11 protein-coding genes are annotated in these 14680 nt (G+C 72.7%); 8 read left to right on the top strand and 3 right to left on the bottom strand.

The genetic code is table 11. The features are described 5' to 3' along the window. Nucleotides 1–6: 6 nt before the first annotated feature. The 3 genes from HPC71_RS13080 to HPC71_RS13070 are packed head-to-tail and all read left to right on the top strand — an operon-like array spanning nt 7 to nt 2189. Nucleotides 7–873: a PhzF family phenazine biosynthesis protein gene (locus HPC71_RS13080; RefSeq protein ID WP_171896780.1), complete on the top strand. Its 867-nt coding sequence runs from the start codon at nt 7–9 to the stop codon at nt 871–873. Between the two features lie 10 nt (nt 874–883). Further along, nucleotides 884–1693 (top strand): thymidylate synthase, encoded by an 810-nt coding sequence (locus HPC71_RS13075; protein WP_171896779.1) that lies wholly within the window; start codon nt 884–886, stop codon nt 1691–1693. 7 nt (nt 1694–1700) lie between these two features. Continuing rightward, entirely contained in the window at nt 1701–2189 is a 489-nt protein-coding gene (locus tag HPC71_RS13070; protein WP_171896778.1) for a dihydrofolate reductase, read from the top strand. Nucleotides 2190–2218: 29 nt separating this feature from the next. Here the strand turns inward: HPC71_RS13070 and HPC71_RS13065 are convergent, their stop codons facing one another. Continuing rightward, nucleotides 2219–2809, bottom strand: coding sequence for a hypothetical protein (locus HPC71_RS13065; protein ID WP_154616444.1), 591 nt, complete (start codon nt 2807–2809; stop codon nt 2219–2221). Between the two features lie 39 nt (nt 2810–2848). Here HPC71_RS13065 and HPC71_RS13060 point away from each other — a divergent pair, with 39 nt between their 5' ends. From HPC71_RS13060 to HPC71_RS13050, 3 genes are read left to right on the top strand one after another with little or no spacing between them, the layout of a single operon-like run. Then, entirely contained in the window at nt 2849–3787 is a 939-nt protein-coding gene (locus HPC71_RS13060) for an LLM class F420-dependent oxidoreductase (RefSeq protein WP_154616445.1), read from the top strand. A gap of 10 nt (nt 3788–3797) precedes the next feature. Next, the gene (gene dapA, locus HPC71_RS13055; RefSeq protein ID WP_154616446.1) at nt 3798–4697 is read left to right on the top strand and encodes a 4-hydroxy-tetrahydrodipicolinate synthase; all 900 of its coding nucleotides are present in this window, start codon (nt 3798–3800) and stop codon (nt 4695–4697) included. A gap of 10 nt (nt 4698–4707) precedes the next feature. Beyond that, on the top strand, nt 4708–6393 hold the full coding sequence (locus tag HPC71_RS13050) for a ribonuclease J (protein WP_154616447.1): 1686 nt from the start codon (nt 4708–4710) through the stop codon (nt 6391–6393). 15 nt (nt 6394–6408) lie between these two features. On the opposite strand, the gene HPC71_RS13045 is transcribed toward HPC71_RS13050, so the two are convergent. Both HPC71_RS13045 and HPC71_RS13040 read right to left on the bottom strand, forming a co-directional pair. Next, nucleotides 6409–6825, bottom strand: a complete 417-nt coding sequence (locus tag HPC71_RS13045) for a hypothetical protein (protein WP_154616448.1) — start codon at nt 6823–6825, stop codon at nt 6409–6411. A gap of 140 nt (nt 6826–6965) precedes the next feature. After that, nucleotides 6966–9863, bottom strand: a complete 2898-nt coding sequence (locus tag HPC71_RS13040; protein WP_154616449.1) for a M4 family metallopeptidase — start codon at nt 9861–9863, stop codon at nt 6966–6968. A gap of 215 nt (nt 9864–10078) precedes the next feature. Here HPC71_RS13040 and HPC71_RS13035 point away from each other — a divergent pair, with 215 nt between their 5' ends. After that, complete coding sequence (locus HPC71_RS13035; RefSeq protein WP_154616450.1) at nt 10079–12754, top strand: DNA translocase FtsK; 2676 nt, start codon at nt 10079–10081, stop codon at nt 12752–12754. Next, nucleotides 12751–14646, top strand: a complete 1896-nt coding sequence (locus HPC71_RS13030) for a helix-turn-helix domain-containing protein (protein WP_154616451.1) — start codon at nt 12751–12753, stop codon at nt 14644–14646. The genes HPC71_RS13035 and HPC71_RS13030 overlap by 4 nt, the downstream gene beginning before the upstream one ends. The last annotated feature ends 34 nt before the right edge of the window (nt 14647–14680 follow it).

The following is a 14680-nucleotide window of genomic DNA, read 5'->3' as shown; positions in this document are numbered from 1 at the left end:
CGGGGCGTGCCCCGCCCGCGTGCGTCCCACCGGTTCAGCCAGGTCGACGTCTTCTCCACCGAGCCGCTGCTCGGCAACCCGGTCGCCGTCGTCCACGACGCCGACGACCTGACCGACGAGGAGATGGCGGCCTTCGCCCGGTGGACCAACCTCTCGGAGACCACCTTCCTGCTGGCGCCGACCGACCCCGCGGCCGACTACCGGCTGCGGATCTTCGCCCCCGGCGGCGAGCTGCCGTTCGCCGGCCACCCGACGCTCGGCAGCGCGCACGCCTGGCTCGAGGCCGGGGGAGCGCCGGCCGGCGACGGGGTCGTCCAGGAGTGCGGAGCCGGGCTCGTCGCCGTCGCCCGCGCGGGCGACGTGCTCGCCTTCGAGGCGCCGCCGCTGGTCCGCTCCGGGCCTGTCGATGAGTCCGACCTGGCCCTCGTCGCCGCGGCGCTCCGCCTCGGGCGCGCCGACCTCCTCGACGCGGCGTGGATCGACAACGGCCCCGGCTGGGTCGGGGTGCTGCTGCGCGACGCCGCGGCGGTGCTCGCGCTCGACCCCGACTTCGCGGCCTTCGGCGACCTGAAGATCGGGGTGGTGGGGGAGCACCCCGCCGGCGGTGAGGCGGCGATCGAGGTGCGCGCGTTCTGCCCGCAGTACGGCGTCCCGGAGGACCCGGTCACCGGCAGCCTCAACGCCGGGATCGGCCAGTGGCTCGCGGGCAGCCGCCTCCCGGCGTCGTACGTCGCGGCGCAGGGGACCGCGGTCGGCCGGCGGGGCCGCGTCCACGTCGCCCGCACCGGCGGGACCGTCCACGTCGGGGGCGCCACGCGGACCACGATCACCGGCACCCTGGACCTGCGCCACGAGGTCGGCGCGGGCGACTAGGCTCGGGCCCGTGCAGCAGTACCTCGACCTCCTCCGCCGTGTCCTCGACGAGGGCGTCGAGAAGGGCGACCGCACCGGCACCGGCACGCGCAGCGTGTTCGGCCACCAGATGCGCTTCGACCTGACCGCGGGCTTCCCGCTGGTGACGACCAAGAAGGTGCACACCCGCTCGGTCTTCGGCGAGCTGCTGTGGTTCCTGCGCGGGGACACCAACGTGCGCTGGCTCCAGGAGCGCGGCATCACCATCTGGGACGAGTGGGCCGACGAGCACGGCGAGCTCGGCCCCGTCTACGGCCACCAGTGGCGCTCCTGGCCGACCCCCGACGGCCGCCACGTCGACCAGCTCGCCCAGGTCGTCGAGCAGATCCGCCGCGACCCCGACTCGCGCCGCCACATCGTCTCGGCGTGGAACGTCGCCGACATCCCCGACATGGCGCTCGCGCCCTGCCACACGATGTTCCAGTTCTACGTCGCCCCGCAGGCCGACGGGCCGGGCCGGCTCTCCTGCCAGCTCTACCAGCGCTCGGGCGACGTGTTCCTCGGCGTGCCGTTCAACATCGCCTCCTACGCGCTGCTGACCCACATGGTCGCCCAGGTGACCGGGCTCGGGGTCGGCGACTTCGTGCACACCCTCGGGGACGCCCACCTCTACCTCAACCACCTCGACCAGGCGCGGCTCCAGCTGACCCGCGAGCCGCGGCCGCTGCCCCGGCTCGTGCTCGACCCGACCGTCACCGCGCTGGACGCCTTCGAGCTCGAGCACATCGAGGTCGCCGGCTACGACCCGCACCCGGGCATCAAGGCGCCGATCGCCGTATGAGCCGCCCGTGACCCCCGGCGGCAAGCGTGTCGTGCTGGTCGCCGCCGTCGCGCGCAACGGCGTCATCGGCGACGGCCCGGACATCCCCTGGCGGGTCCCCGGGGAGCAGCAGCGGTTCAAGGAGCTGACCTGGGGCCACGTGCTCCTCATGGGCCGCACCACCTACGAGTCGATCGGCCGGCCCCTGCCCGGCCGCACCACCGTCGTGCTGACCCGCGACCCCGCCTGGCGCGCCGAGGGGGTGCTCGTCGCCCACGACCTCGACGAGGCCCTGGCCCGCGCGGACGGTCTCGAGGGCGACGTCATGGTCGCCGGCGGCGCCCAGGTGTACGCCGCCGCGCTGCCCGTCGCCGACGAGCAGGTGCTCTCCGAGGTCCACCTCGAGCCGGCCGGCGACGTGCACTACCCGCGCTTCGACCGGGGCGAGTGGATCGAGGCCTCCCGCGAGCCGGCCGAGGGGTACGACGTGGTCCGCTGGGTCCGGCGTACCGCCTGAGCCCGCGGGCCCCCGAACACCCCGCGAGCTCAGAGCGCGGAGCGGTAGACCTCGACGTCGGCGGCGTAGTGCTCCTCCAGCCGGGCCCGCAGGCGCGGGGAGACGTCCAGCTCGCGCTCGGGTGAGGCGTTGGCGCGGTCCGGTGCGGGCAGGTCGACGCCGAGCCGGTCGGCCATCCAGGCGCTGGCCTGCTCGAGGTGCTCGTAGCGGTAGACCCGCTCGACGATGACGTTGCCGTCGAGGTCGGAGACGAAGGTGGCCGAGCTGCCGAGGTGCACCTCGCCGGCGAGGATCTGCTCGGCGAACTCTTCGAACGACATCCCGCCGGTGTAGCGCGGCTTCCCCTCGAAGCCGGGCCGGGCCCGGTAGCGCCACCACGACGCGGCCCAGTCGACCGGCTCGCGCACCAGGCAGACCAGCTCGTAGCTCTCGCGGGGGAAGCCGTAGGCCGCCAGCGTCGGGGCGATGCGCTGCTCGAAGGTGCGCGCGCGCATGTGCTTCATCGTCGGCGGCTTGCGGATCACCAGCTGCGCGCGGGAGTCGAAGCGGCGCTGGATCGCGGTCGACCCGGTCTTCGGCATCGACAGGAACACGAAGCCGGCGTGCGCCATGGCGAGCATGCTGCGGACCCTATCCGGCGGGCTGGCAGGCTTAGCCCCATGGAGCTCCGCATCTTCACCGAACCCCAGCAGGGCGCGACGTACGACGACCTGCTCGCCGTCGCCAGGACCGCCGAGGAGCTCGGCTTCGGAGCGTTCTTCCGCTCCGACCACTACCTCGGGATGGGCACCGAGGGCCTGCCCGGGCCGAGCGACGCGTGGACGACGCTGGCCGGCCTGGCCCGCGACACCAGCACGATCCGCCTCGGCACGATGATGACCAGCGCGACGTTCCGCTACCCCGGCCCGCTCGCGATCAGCGTCGCGAACGTCGACCAGATGAGCGGTGGCCGGATCGAGCTCGGCATCGGTGCCGGCTGGTTCGAGGCCGAGCACACCGCGTACGGCATCCCGTTCCCCTCCACCCGCGAGCGCTTCGACCGCTTCGAGGAGCAGCTGGAGATCATCACCGGCCTGTGGGCGACCGCGGGCGGCTTCTCCTTCGCCGGCGAGCACTACCAGGTCACCGACAGCCCCGGCCTGCCCAAGCCCGTGCAGACCGACGGTCGCCGCGGCGGCCCGCCGGTGCTCATCGGCGGGCTCGGCAAGAAGCGGACCCCGGAGCTGGCGGCCCGCTTCGCCGACGAGTTCAACCTGCCCTTCGTCGACGAGGCGACCACCGAGGCGCAGTTCGGCCGGGTCCGCGCCGCGTGCGAGGCCGCCGACCGCGACCCCGCGACGATGACCTGGTCCAACGCGCTGGTGCTCTGCGTCGGGGAGGACGAGGCGGAGGTGGAGCGTCGCGCCGCCGCGATCGGCCGCGACAAGGACGAGCTGCGGGAGAACGGCCTGGCCGGCACGCCGCAGGAGGTCGTGGACAAGATCGGGCGGTACGCCGCCCTGGGCGCCGAGCGCGTGTACCTCCAGGTCCTCGACCTCGCCGACCTCGACCACCTCCGACTGGTGGCACGCGACGTGATGCCGCACGTCGGGCGATAACCTGGCGCCCATGACCGCCTCGAGCCCTGCAGCGCCCTTCGGGCACGTCCTGACCGCGATGGCGACCGCCTTCTCCGCGGACGGGTCGGTCGACCTCGAGGCGACCCAGCGCATCGCCCGGCACCTGGTCGAGCACGGCCACGACGGTCTCGTCGTCTCCGGCACCACGGGGGAGTCGCCGACGACCACCCCCGAGGAGGACGGCGAGACCCTGGCCGCGGTCCGCGACGCGGTCGGCCCGGACGTCCACCTGGTCGCCGGCGTCGGCACCAACGACACCCGCACCTCGATCGGGCTGGCCCGGCAGGCGCGGGAGCGGGGCGCCGACGGCGTGCTGCTGGTGACGCCGTACTACAACAAGCCCGGCCAGCGCGGCATCCTCGAGCACTTCCGGCAGGTCACCGGCGCCGCCGAGCTGCCGGTGATGCTCTACGACGTCCCCGGCCGCACCGGGTCGACGATCGCGCTGGAGACCTACGAGCAGGCCGCGGCCTGGGACGAGGTCGTGGCGGTCAAGGACGCGGTGGGCGACTTCGCCCGCGGCGTACGGATCCGCGACCTCGGGTACGCCGTGTACTCCGGCGACGACGAGGCCAACCTGGGCTGGCTCGCGCACGGCGCGGTCGGGTTCGTCAGCGTCGTCGGGCACGCCGCCGGCGACCGGCTCAAGGCGATGGCCGAGGCCTACTGGGCCGGCGACACCGCCGGGGCCCTCGAGATCTACACGCGGATGCTCCCCGCGATCGACGCCGTGATGGGTGTCGCCAACTACGGAGCGACCACCGCCAAGGCAGCGCTCCAGCTCCTCGGCGTCCTCGACAACCGGCGGGTCCGCTCTCCCCTCGTGGAGCTGGACGACGACGAGGTCGCGGCGCTGCGCGCGGGCCTCGAGGCCGCCGGTCTCATGTGAAGGAACCGGATTGAGTCACCCCCACCCCGAGCTCCAGGCTCCGCCGGCCCTCCCGGAGGGTGGCCTGCGGGTCATCCCGCTCGGCGGGCTCGGCGAGGTCGGTCGCAACATGACCGTCTTCGAGCACGCCGGCCGGCTGCTGATCGTCGACTGCGGCGTGCTCTTCCCCGAGGACCACCACCCCGGCGTCGACCTGATCCTCCCCGACTTCGGCCCGATCCGGGATCGCCTGGACCAGGTCGAGGCGCTGGTGCTCACCCACGGCCACGAGGACCACATCGGCGCGACGCCGTACCTCCTGCGCGAGCGCGGCGACATCCCGCTCGTCGGCTCCGAGCTCACCTTGGCCCTGCTGGACTCCAAGCTGCGCGAGCACCGGCTCAAGGAGACCGTCCACCACCGCGTCAAGGAGGGCGACCGGCTCACCTTCGGCCCCTTCGAGCTGGAGTTCGTGGCGGTCAACCACTCCATCCCCGACGCGCTCGCCGTCGCGATCCGCACCAGCGCCGGAATGGTGCTGCACACCGGCGACTTCAAGATGGACCAGCTGCCGCTGGATGGCCGGATCACCGACCTGCGGGCCTTCGCGCGGCTGGGGGAGGAGGGCGTCGACCTCTTCCTCACCGACTCCACCAATGCCGAGACGCCCGGCTTCACACCGGCGGAGAAGTCGATCACGCCGGTCATCGACCGGGTCTTCCGCGAGTCCTCCCAGCGGATCATCGTGGCCTGCTTCGCCTCCCACGTGCACCGCGTGCAGCAGGTGCTCGACGCGGCCTACGCCCATGGGCGCCAGGTCGCCTACGTCGGGCGCTCGATGGTGCGCAACATGGCGATCGCCCGTGACCTGGGCTACCTCACGGTCCCGCCCGGCACGCTGGTCGACGCCAAGGACCTCGCCGGCCTGCCGCCCGAGCGGCAGGTGCTGGTCTCCACGGGCTCCCAGGGCGAGCCGATGTCGGCGCTGAGCCGGATCGCCCAGCGCAACCACAACTTCGTGCACATCGAGGAGGGCGACACCGTCCTGCTCGCCTCCAGCCTCATCCCCGGCAACGAGAACGCGGTCTACCGCGTGATCAACGGCCTGGCCCGCTGGGGTGCGCGCGTGGTGCACAAGGGCAACGCGCTGGTCCACGTCTCCGGCCACGCCAGCGCCGGCGAGCTGCTGTACTGCTACAACATCGTCCGACCGCGCAACGTGCTGCCCGTGCACGGCGAGATGCGGCACATGCTGGCCAACCGCGACCTCGCCCTGGCCACCGGCGTCCCGAACGTCGTCGTCGCCGAGGACGGCGTCGTCGTCGACCTGGTCGACGGGGTCGCCTCGATCACCGGCAAGGTCGACTGCGGCTACGTCTTCGTCGACGGCTCCTCGGTCGGCGGCATCACCGAGTCCGACCTCAAGGACCGCCGGATCCTGGGCGAGGAGGGCTTCATCTCGGTGATCGTGGTCATCGACTCGGTCAGCGGCAAGGTCTCCGCCGGCCCCGAGATCCACGCCCGCGGCTTCGTCGAGGACGGCGCCGGCTTCGAGGAGATCAAGCAGCCGATCATCGAGGCGCTCGACCGGGCGATCGCCGAGGGCAACACCGACACCTACCAGCTCCAGCAGACCGTACGTCGCGTGATCGGCCGCTGGGTGAGCGGCACCCACCGCCGCCGCCCGATGATCATCCCCGTCGTCATCGAGTCCTGAGGCGCCGCGGTCGGGTCAGCGGCGTGGGCGCCGGCCGCGCTCCTCGGTGGGCCAGTCCCGGAACCGGCTGACGACCCGCCCGTCCCGGTCCTGCACGGTCCACTCGCCGCGGAGGTCGGGGTCGGGGTCGATGTCGACCGTCGGCAGGGTGGCCCCGGTGGACGGCTCGAGGGTGTACTGGGCGTAGACGGCGTACCGCTCGTGCCGCTGCAGACGACCCAGGATGCGCTTGACCTCCCCGATCGCCGCGTCGAGGTCGCCCCACGCGACGCCCCACATGTCGTCCCACTCCTCCGGCGTCATCACGACGACCACGTCGCGGTGGCCGTCGCGGGAGGGTACCGAGACCTCGATGCGTCCCGGCTCCGTGACCACGGCGGCCGTCCAGGTGTCGAGCTCCGCGACGAGGCGGTCCCACGGGCTCCGGTGCACCCGTCCAGCATGCCCGGCAGCCTCGTGGGGCGGCCACATCTCAGGGGACCCCTGCACCCGCCCGCGGACAGCGAGAGGCCCCGCCCGGATCACTCCGGACGGGGCCTCCCTCGTGCTGGGTGGTGCGGGTGGTGCAGGTGTCAGCGGACCTCGGCGGTCTCGCGACGCGCCTTGCCGCCCTTCTTCTTGTCCCTGCAGACGACGACCTTCACGTCGTCGACGTACCAGCCGTCGATGCCGCCGCAGCCGTCACGACCGAGCTCGAAGCGGATCTTGACCTTGTCGCCCTTCTTCGCGCCGACCTTGCCGAGGTCGACGACCGAGGTGCCCCACGAGCCGGCGACGATGCCGCCGTCGGTGCCGGAGAAGCCTTCCTCACCGGCGAGCGGGTTGGTGTTCTCCTCAGCGGCGGTGGTCAGGGTGGTGTTCGGCGCGTTGAAGACGTAGGCCTTCGCGGGGATGACCTTCCACTTCTTGCCGTTCACCTTGATCTTGACGTTGCCGCCGTCGTACCCGGTCTCGGTCGCCACGTAGTGACGGAACTGCAGGCGGCGCTTGAGGCCCGCCTGGAGCTTGATGCCGGGGCTGGTGATGGCGTTGGCGCTGGACTTGTCGCCCTCGCCGTTGGTGCACTGGCCGACGTCACCGGAGGGGTCGTAGGCGACCTTGTTGCCCCTGCGGCCCGGAGCCTTGGAGGTGGCGCGCCAGTCGATGCCGGAGCCGCCCTTGAAGACGACCCGCTCGGACTTCTTCCACTTCTTCAGGCCCTTGCTGAAGTCGTCGCCCCAGATGACCTTGGAGCTGGTGCCCTTGCCGCAGGTGCTCGGGGCGCCCTTGGCGAGCAGCGGCTTGAAGTTGCACTGCGTGGGCGGGGTGGCCAGCTCGGTGGCCTGGGCAGCGGCGTCCACCGCGGCGCAGTCGGTCGTGGTGACCGGCTCGGCCGGGGTGGGGGTGGCGTTCTCCGCGACGCTCACCGTGTTGATCGGCTTGCCGACCAGCTCGGTGCAGGAGGCGGCGAGGCCCTCGGCGAGGTCAGCGAAGTCCGACGTCGGGCCGAGCTTGGTGGACTGGGCGCGCCAGAAGATGTTCGCGGCCTTGTCCAGCCCGATGCCCGGGACGGTGACGTCGTTGCTGGTGCCACCGTCGACGAGCAGGGCGTAGGTGTGGTTGACCACGCCGGAGTTGCTGTGCACGCCGCCGGAGTCGTCGGTCGAGCACTTGTACTCGGCGTCGGTCACCTTGCCCGGGTCGCCGTAGCAGGTCGGGTTCCACATGTCGCGGATGGCGCCGCCGAAGGCGGCGTCGCCCTCACCGCTGAGCCAGCGGTAGGACTCGAACCGCTCGCCGGCGCCGTCGACGATCTCGACCTCGACGGTCTCGCCCGCACCGATCGCGGCGCGGATGGCCTCCCGGTCGGTCAGGCCGATCGAGACGGTCGGGGGGAGGGTGGTGTCGGCGTCGGAGAAGCTGACCGGCGCGTCCTCGCGGTTGCCGATGATGACGCCGATGGCGCCGGCCGACTTCGCGTTCTGGGCCTTCTCCACGAAGGTGCACAGGCCGCGGTCGACGAGCACGATCTTGCCCGCCACGACGGCCACGTCGTCGTACGTCGAGCAGCCGTCGGTGGCGGTGCCACCCTCCTCGACCGCGTCGGTCGGCGCGGCGACCTCGCCGGAGACCGGCTCGTCGAGCTCACCGAGCGTGCCGCCGGTGATGCACTCGCGGGCGATGTCCTCGGGGGCGGTGATGGTCAGCACCGGGATGGCCCCGGTGAAGGAGGAGCACAGACCGTCGGCCCGCTGGGGCGCCGGGGTCTGGTTGCCGCGCGAGTTGCTGATGTCGACGGTCTCGCCCCAGATGTCGGAGAAGGCCTCGTTCATCGCGCCGGGCTGCCACTGGTAGATCAGGCCGGAGGTGTACTCGGTGTAGGCGTGGCCCCACTCGTGGGCGACGGTGTCGTCGGAGGTGACGTCGGTGCAGTAGTTGGTGGTGCTGCCGTTCCAGTTGGCGTTGGGGCACTGGATGCGCGGGTCGTTGTTGACCGTGCGCATGACCGCGCCCTTGCCGTCGTAGGAGTCGCGGCCGAAGGTGTTCTTGAAGAACCAGTACGACTCGCCGGTGCCGTCGACCAGGCTCTGCTGGTCGGCGTCCAGGCCGCCGGGGAAGGGGTCGCCCTCGGTCCAGATCGGCTCGTCGAGGCCGCCGACCTTGTCGTCGCTCTCGTCGTCGGGGGTGCCGTTGTCGTCGACGAAGGCCTCGTAGAGCTCACGCTCGAGGTTGCCGTGGACCAGCGAGTAGCGGTTGAGCAGCTTGCCGGTGGTCGCGTCGACGAAGACCTTGTCGCGCAGGCTCTTGGTCGCGTTGGCGACCTCGACCACGTAGGCCAGCACGTTCTCGCCCTCGACGCCGCGGATCGCGCCGGTGCGGTACACGGTCAGCTCGGTGGCGACGGCCTTGAGGCCGCGCAGGTCGGCGCGGCCGTCGCCGGTCTGGTTGACCCGGACGGTCGCGACCGCGCGGCGGGCGGCGTCGGCCTTGGCCAGGCGCGGGGTCGTGCCCAGGCGCAGGTTGGGGGCGACGTACCCGGTGACCGCGGTCAGGTCGCCCTCCTTGTCGACGGTGGCCTTGAGCGCCGCGCCGAAGACGGGGAGGCCGTCGTACTGCTGGGTGTAGGTGACGGTCCAGCCGAGCGGGTCGGCGACGACGCCGCTCTCGCGCAGCTGGCCCGCAGGGGCGCCGAACGCCGCGGCGTACCGGTCGAGGTAGGCGGTGGCCTTGGCAGCCGCGCCCGTGGCCGAGGTGGCCTGGACGGTCGGCAGGAGGTCGCCGTTGCGGGCGGCCCGGGCGAAGCCGACCTTGCCGGTTGCCGGCTCGGTCGAGAGCTGCACCTTGCCCTGTGCCTCGCCCTTGAGGCGCTGCACCAGGGACTCGCCGGCTACGGGTGCGGCTTGCTCCGCCGCACTGGCCAGCTGACTGGGGACGGCGGCGATGCCGGCCCCCAGCAGAACGAGGCTGAGCCCCGTCTTCAGGATCTTCACGTAGTACCCCTCCGAGTTGGGTGAACATCGACGCCATGGTTCGCAGCCGACTCGCGCACCCTAAGGACGCCTGCCCGACCTGGTCCATAGCCACGGGAAAAATCCCGGTAAACAGGTACGTGTGCCGGAAGCCGTCGAGGGTGCGGTAGAGGGCACTCCCGACACGCATCCTGTGGTCCCTGTGACGGGAGTGACGGGGAAGTAGGTTGACGACCATGGCGACCCGTACGTCTTCCCCGCCGGGGTCGCGGAGCAAGAGCACGTCCACGTCGAGGTCCCGCAGCAGCACCAGCGGTGGCCGTGGAGGTTCGAGCACCCGATCCCGGAGTACGCCCACCCGACGACCAGCCGCGAGCGCGAGCAAGAAGCGTCGTGCGACGCGCAAGCCTGCCCGCGGCGCGGCACGTCCGGCTCCCCGGGCGGTGCGCAGCGGCACCGGACCGGTCGCCCGTTTCTTCCAGGCGCTGGCGCGGGGGCTGGTCGCCGTCTGGCTCGGCATCGCCCACGGCGTCGGCGCGGTCGCGCGCGGCATCGGCCACGGTGCGCGCGACATCGACCCCGAGCACCGTCGCGACGGGGTCGGCCTGCTGCTCCTCGGGGCGTCCCTCGTGGTCGCCGCCGCGGTGTGGTTCCAGGTGCCGGGCGGGGTCATGGACCTGGCCCGCACGGCGGTCTCCGGCACGGTCGGCAAGGTCGGCTGGTTCGTCCCGATGGCGGTGGCGTACGCCGGGGTCCGCACCATGCGCGACCCGGTGCGCAACGGCCCGGCCGGCCGCCAAGTGGTCGGCTGGACCGCGCTCGGCTTCGGCGTGCTCGGCATCGTGCACATCGCCAACGGCAACCCCCAGCCGGTCGCCGGCGACGCCAGCGACCTCCAGGGCGCCGGGGGAGCGGTCGGCTTCGTCGTCTCCTCCCTGCTGCTCGACCTGCTCCGGACGCCGTACGTCGTCGTCCCGCTGCTCCTGCTGCTGGCCGCCTTCGGGGTGCTCGTCATCACCGCGACGCCGGTCTACCTGGTCCCTGAGCGGCTCGCGGACCTGCGCGACCGGCTGCTGGGCCGCGAGGCCGGCGACCACGAGCACACCACGCGCCGCGGGCGCCACGACATCGAGGACGAGATCGACCCCGAGATGGGCGACCCGGCCTACGACACCCCGGTGCTCGAGGACCGCGAGGTCAAGAAGCGGCGGGGCCGCAAGGCCGCGCCGGTCGAGGCCGACCTCGACGAGACCGGCATGGACGTCTTCGACCCCTACGCCGACGAGGCCCCGTCGTTCCCGGGGGTCGACGACCCGGACGCCACCGTGCTCACCGAGGTCGTGACCGACGTCGACGCGCCCGGCGCGGCCGCGAAGGGCGACATCGAGCCGCCGCCCCACACGCCCCTGCCCGCACGGGCCGAGCAGCTCGCGATCTCCGGCGACGTCGTCTACGCCCTGCCCGGCAACGAGGTGCTCAAGCCGGGCTCGGTGCACAAGCCGCGCTCCAAGGCCAGCGACGCCGTCGTGGCCCGGCTCACCCAGGTGATGGAGGAGTTCGCGATCGACGCCCAGGTCACGGGCTACACCCGCGGCCCGACCGTCACCCGCTACGAGGTCGAGCTCGGCCCCGCGGTGAAGGTCGAGAAGGTCACCGCGCTCTCGAAGAACATCGCCTACGCCGTCGCCTCCGCCGACGTGCGGATCCTCAGCCCGATCCCCGGCAAGTCCGCGATCGGCATCGAGATCCCCAACGTCGACAAGGAGATCGTCTCCCTCGGCGACGTGCTCCGCTCCGGCGCCGCCCGCGGCGACCACCACCCGATGGTGGCCGGGCTCGGCAAGGACGTCGAGGGCGGCTTCGTGGTCGCGAACCTCGCGAAGATGCCGCACCTGCTGGTCGCCGGTGCGACCGGCTCGGGAAAGTCCTCCTTCATCAACTCGATGATCACCTCGATCCTCATGCGGTCCACCCCGGACGAGGTGCGGATGATCATGGTCGACCCCAAGCGGGTCGAGCTGAACGCCTACGAGGGCGTCCCGCACCTGATCACCCCGATCATCACCAACCCCAAGAAGGCCGCCGAGGCGCTGGCCTGGGTCGTGCGCGAGATGGACATGCGCTACGACGACCTGGCCAACTTCGGGTTCCGCCACATCGACGACTTCAACAAGGCCGTCCGGGCGGGCAAGGTCGAGGTGCCGCCGGGCAGCGAGCGCGAGCTGACGCCGTACCCCTACCTGCTGGTCATCGTCGACGAGCTCGCCGACCTGATGATGGTCGCCCCGCGCGACGTCGAGGACGCGGTCGTCCGGATCACCCAGCTCGCGCGGGCCGCCGGCATCCACCTGGTGCTCGCCACGCAGCGTCCCTCGGTCGACGTGGTCACCGGCCTGATCAAGGCCAACGTGCCCTCGCGGCTGGCGTTCGCGACCTCCTCGCTGGCCGACAGCCGGGTCATCCTCGACCAGCCGGGCGCGGAGAAGCTGGTCGGCCAGGGTGACGGCCTGTTCCTGCCGATGGGTGCCTCCAAGCCCGTGCGCGTGCAGGGCAGCTGGGTCACCGAGGCCGAGATCGCGCTGGTGGTCAAGCACTGCAAGGCGCAGCTGGAGCCGGCGTACCGCGAGGACGTCACCGCGCCGGCCGCGGCCAAGCGCGAGCTCGACGACGACATCGGCGACGACATGGACCTGGTCATCCAGGCCATCGAGCTGGTCGTCTCCACGCAGTTCGGGTCCACCTCGATGCTGCAGCGCAAGCTCCGGGTCGGGTTCGCCAAGGCGGGCCGGCTCATGGACATCCTCGAGAGCCGTGGGGTGGTGGGTCCGAGCGAGGGCTCCAAGGCCCGTGACGTGCTCGTGAAGCCCGACGAGATCGACGGCGTCATCGCGACCCTGCAGGGGGAGATGTGAACGGAACGGCACTGCTGGACCACGACCACGACCACGACCACGGCGGCCCGGGCTTCGCGCCCGACGACCACCACGGTCTCCCCGACGACGGATCGGCGACGGCGCCCGAGGAGGGTCTGGTCGTACGCCGCAACGCCGCGCTGTCCGCGGTGGTCGGCGGCCTGGCCTCGGCCGTCGCGATCGGCTACCTGGCGCGTGCGTCGGGGTCGGGGGCCTGGCTGGACTGGGTCCTCTTCCTCGCCATGGGCGGGCTCGCGGCCGTCCACCTGCTCGCGCTGGTCGACTCCCGCAGCCCGCTGCTGGTGGCCGACGGCCACGGCGTGCGGATCCGCGAGGGCCGGGCGTGGCACGGGATGACCTGGGACTCGCTGCTCTCCATCGAGCACCTCCCGCGCCGCGGGCTGCTGCGCGACGGGCGGCTCGACGTGGTCACCGCCGGCCCGGGCGGTGAGGAGCAGGTGCTCTCGGTGCCGCTGTCGATGTCGACGCGCGTCACCAGCGAGGACCCCGACCTCACCTCGGCGCTGCTCACCCTCACCGACGGCCGCACCGAGGTCGTCGAGCTCGACCCGACGATGTCGCTGGACGAGGAGCCGGCCGAGGATGAGCTGGTCGAGGACGAGCTGGTCGACGAGGTGGCCGGCGAGGTGGCCGGCGAGGTCATCGACGAGACCGACGAGGTCGTCCACGAGGACCTCGACGGGCCCGCGGACGACGCAACGCCCGAGGGCCGGGGCGACGAGCCGACCGGCCCCCGCCTGCCCGACCCGCGGCCGGCGCTGGCCCGCGGGATCGGCGCGATCGCGGCGCGGCTGAGCCGCCGTGGCGCGGCCCCGGAGACGCCGGCCGCGACGGCGGAGGTGCCGGCGGCGTACGTCGGGGACCTCGCGGCGAGCCCGACCCCCCACCCGCTGCGGATGCCGGTGACGGCGGTGCGCGCGGAGACGCTGAGCGAGGGGCTCGCGTCCGATGCGGTCCACGGCGCCAACGCGCTCGACCTCGGCGACGGCGTGCGCCCCCTCTCGCGCAGCCTGCCCGAGGCCCGCGAGCTGCGCCGGCCGGGCAGCGTGGACCTGGTCGAGGACACCGAGACCTGGGGCGCGCGGCCCGAGGCGCCGAAGAAGCCGGTGGTCATCGACGGGTTCGCGATCGAGGCGCCGGTGCAGCCGGCCGCCGACCCGGTCATCGGCCCGCAGCTGGCCGCGGCCCGCGAGCGGATCAACCTCAGCGTCGACCAGCTGGCCGACCGCACCCGGATCCGCCCGCACGTGATCGAGTCCATCGAGGTCGACGACTTCGCGCCGTGCGGCGGCGACTTCTACGCCCGCGGCCACCTGCGCACCCTCGCCCGCGTGCTGGGCGTCGACGTGGCGCCGCTGCTGGCGGCCTACGACGAGCGGTACGCCGACGCCCCGATCGACCCGCGCCGGGTCTTCGAGGCCGAGCTCGCGACCGGCGCCAACGGCTCCATCCGCGGCACCCGCGGCGGGCCGAACTGGTCGGTGCTCGTCGCCGCGGTGATGGCGCTCGTGCTCGCCTGGTCGGTGGCCCGGCTGGTCATGGACAGCCCGGTCGACCTCAACGGCGATGCGCTCGTGCTCAACGGTTCGCGCGGCATCGACAACGGCAGCACCGAGGTCGGCAAGCCGGTCGCGGTCCTGCTGACCGCCTCCGGCGGCGGCACCAACGTGGTGGTCCGTGACGGCTCGAACGAGATCGTCTTCTCCGGCGACCTGGCCTTCGGGGAGTCCAAGGAGCTGCGGGTCTCCCCGCCGGTGCGGATCCAGTCCTCCGACGGCTCGCTGGAGGTCGGGGTCGCCGGCGGCGAGCCCGAGGCGGTCGGCGAGACCGGCCAGCCGGCCACCGGCACGTTCATCGCCCCGGCGGAGTAGCGGGCGGCGCGGCGGCGTTCGGCGGCGATCGGGG

Source organism: Nocardioides marmotae, assembly GCF_013177455.1.
Classification (GTDB): Bacteria; Actinomycetota; Actinomycetes; order Propionibacteriales; family Nocardioidaceae; genus Nocardioides; species Nocardioides marmotae.
Note: the sequence above shows the minus strand (reverse complement) of the source record. Positions and strands in the feature narration are given on the sequence as shown.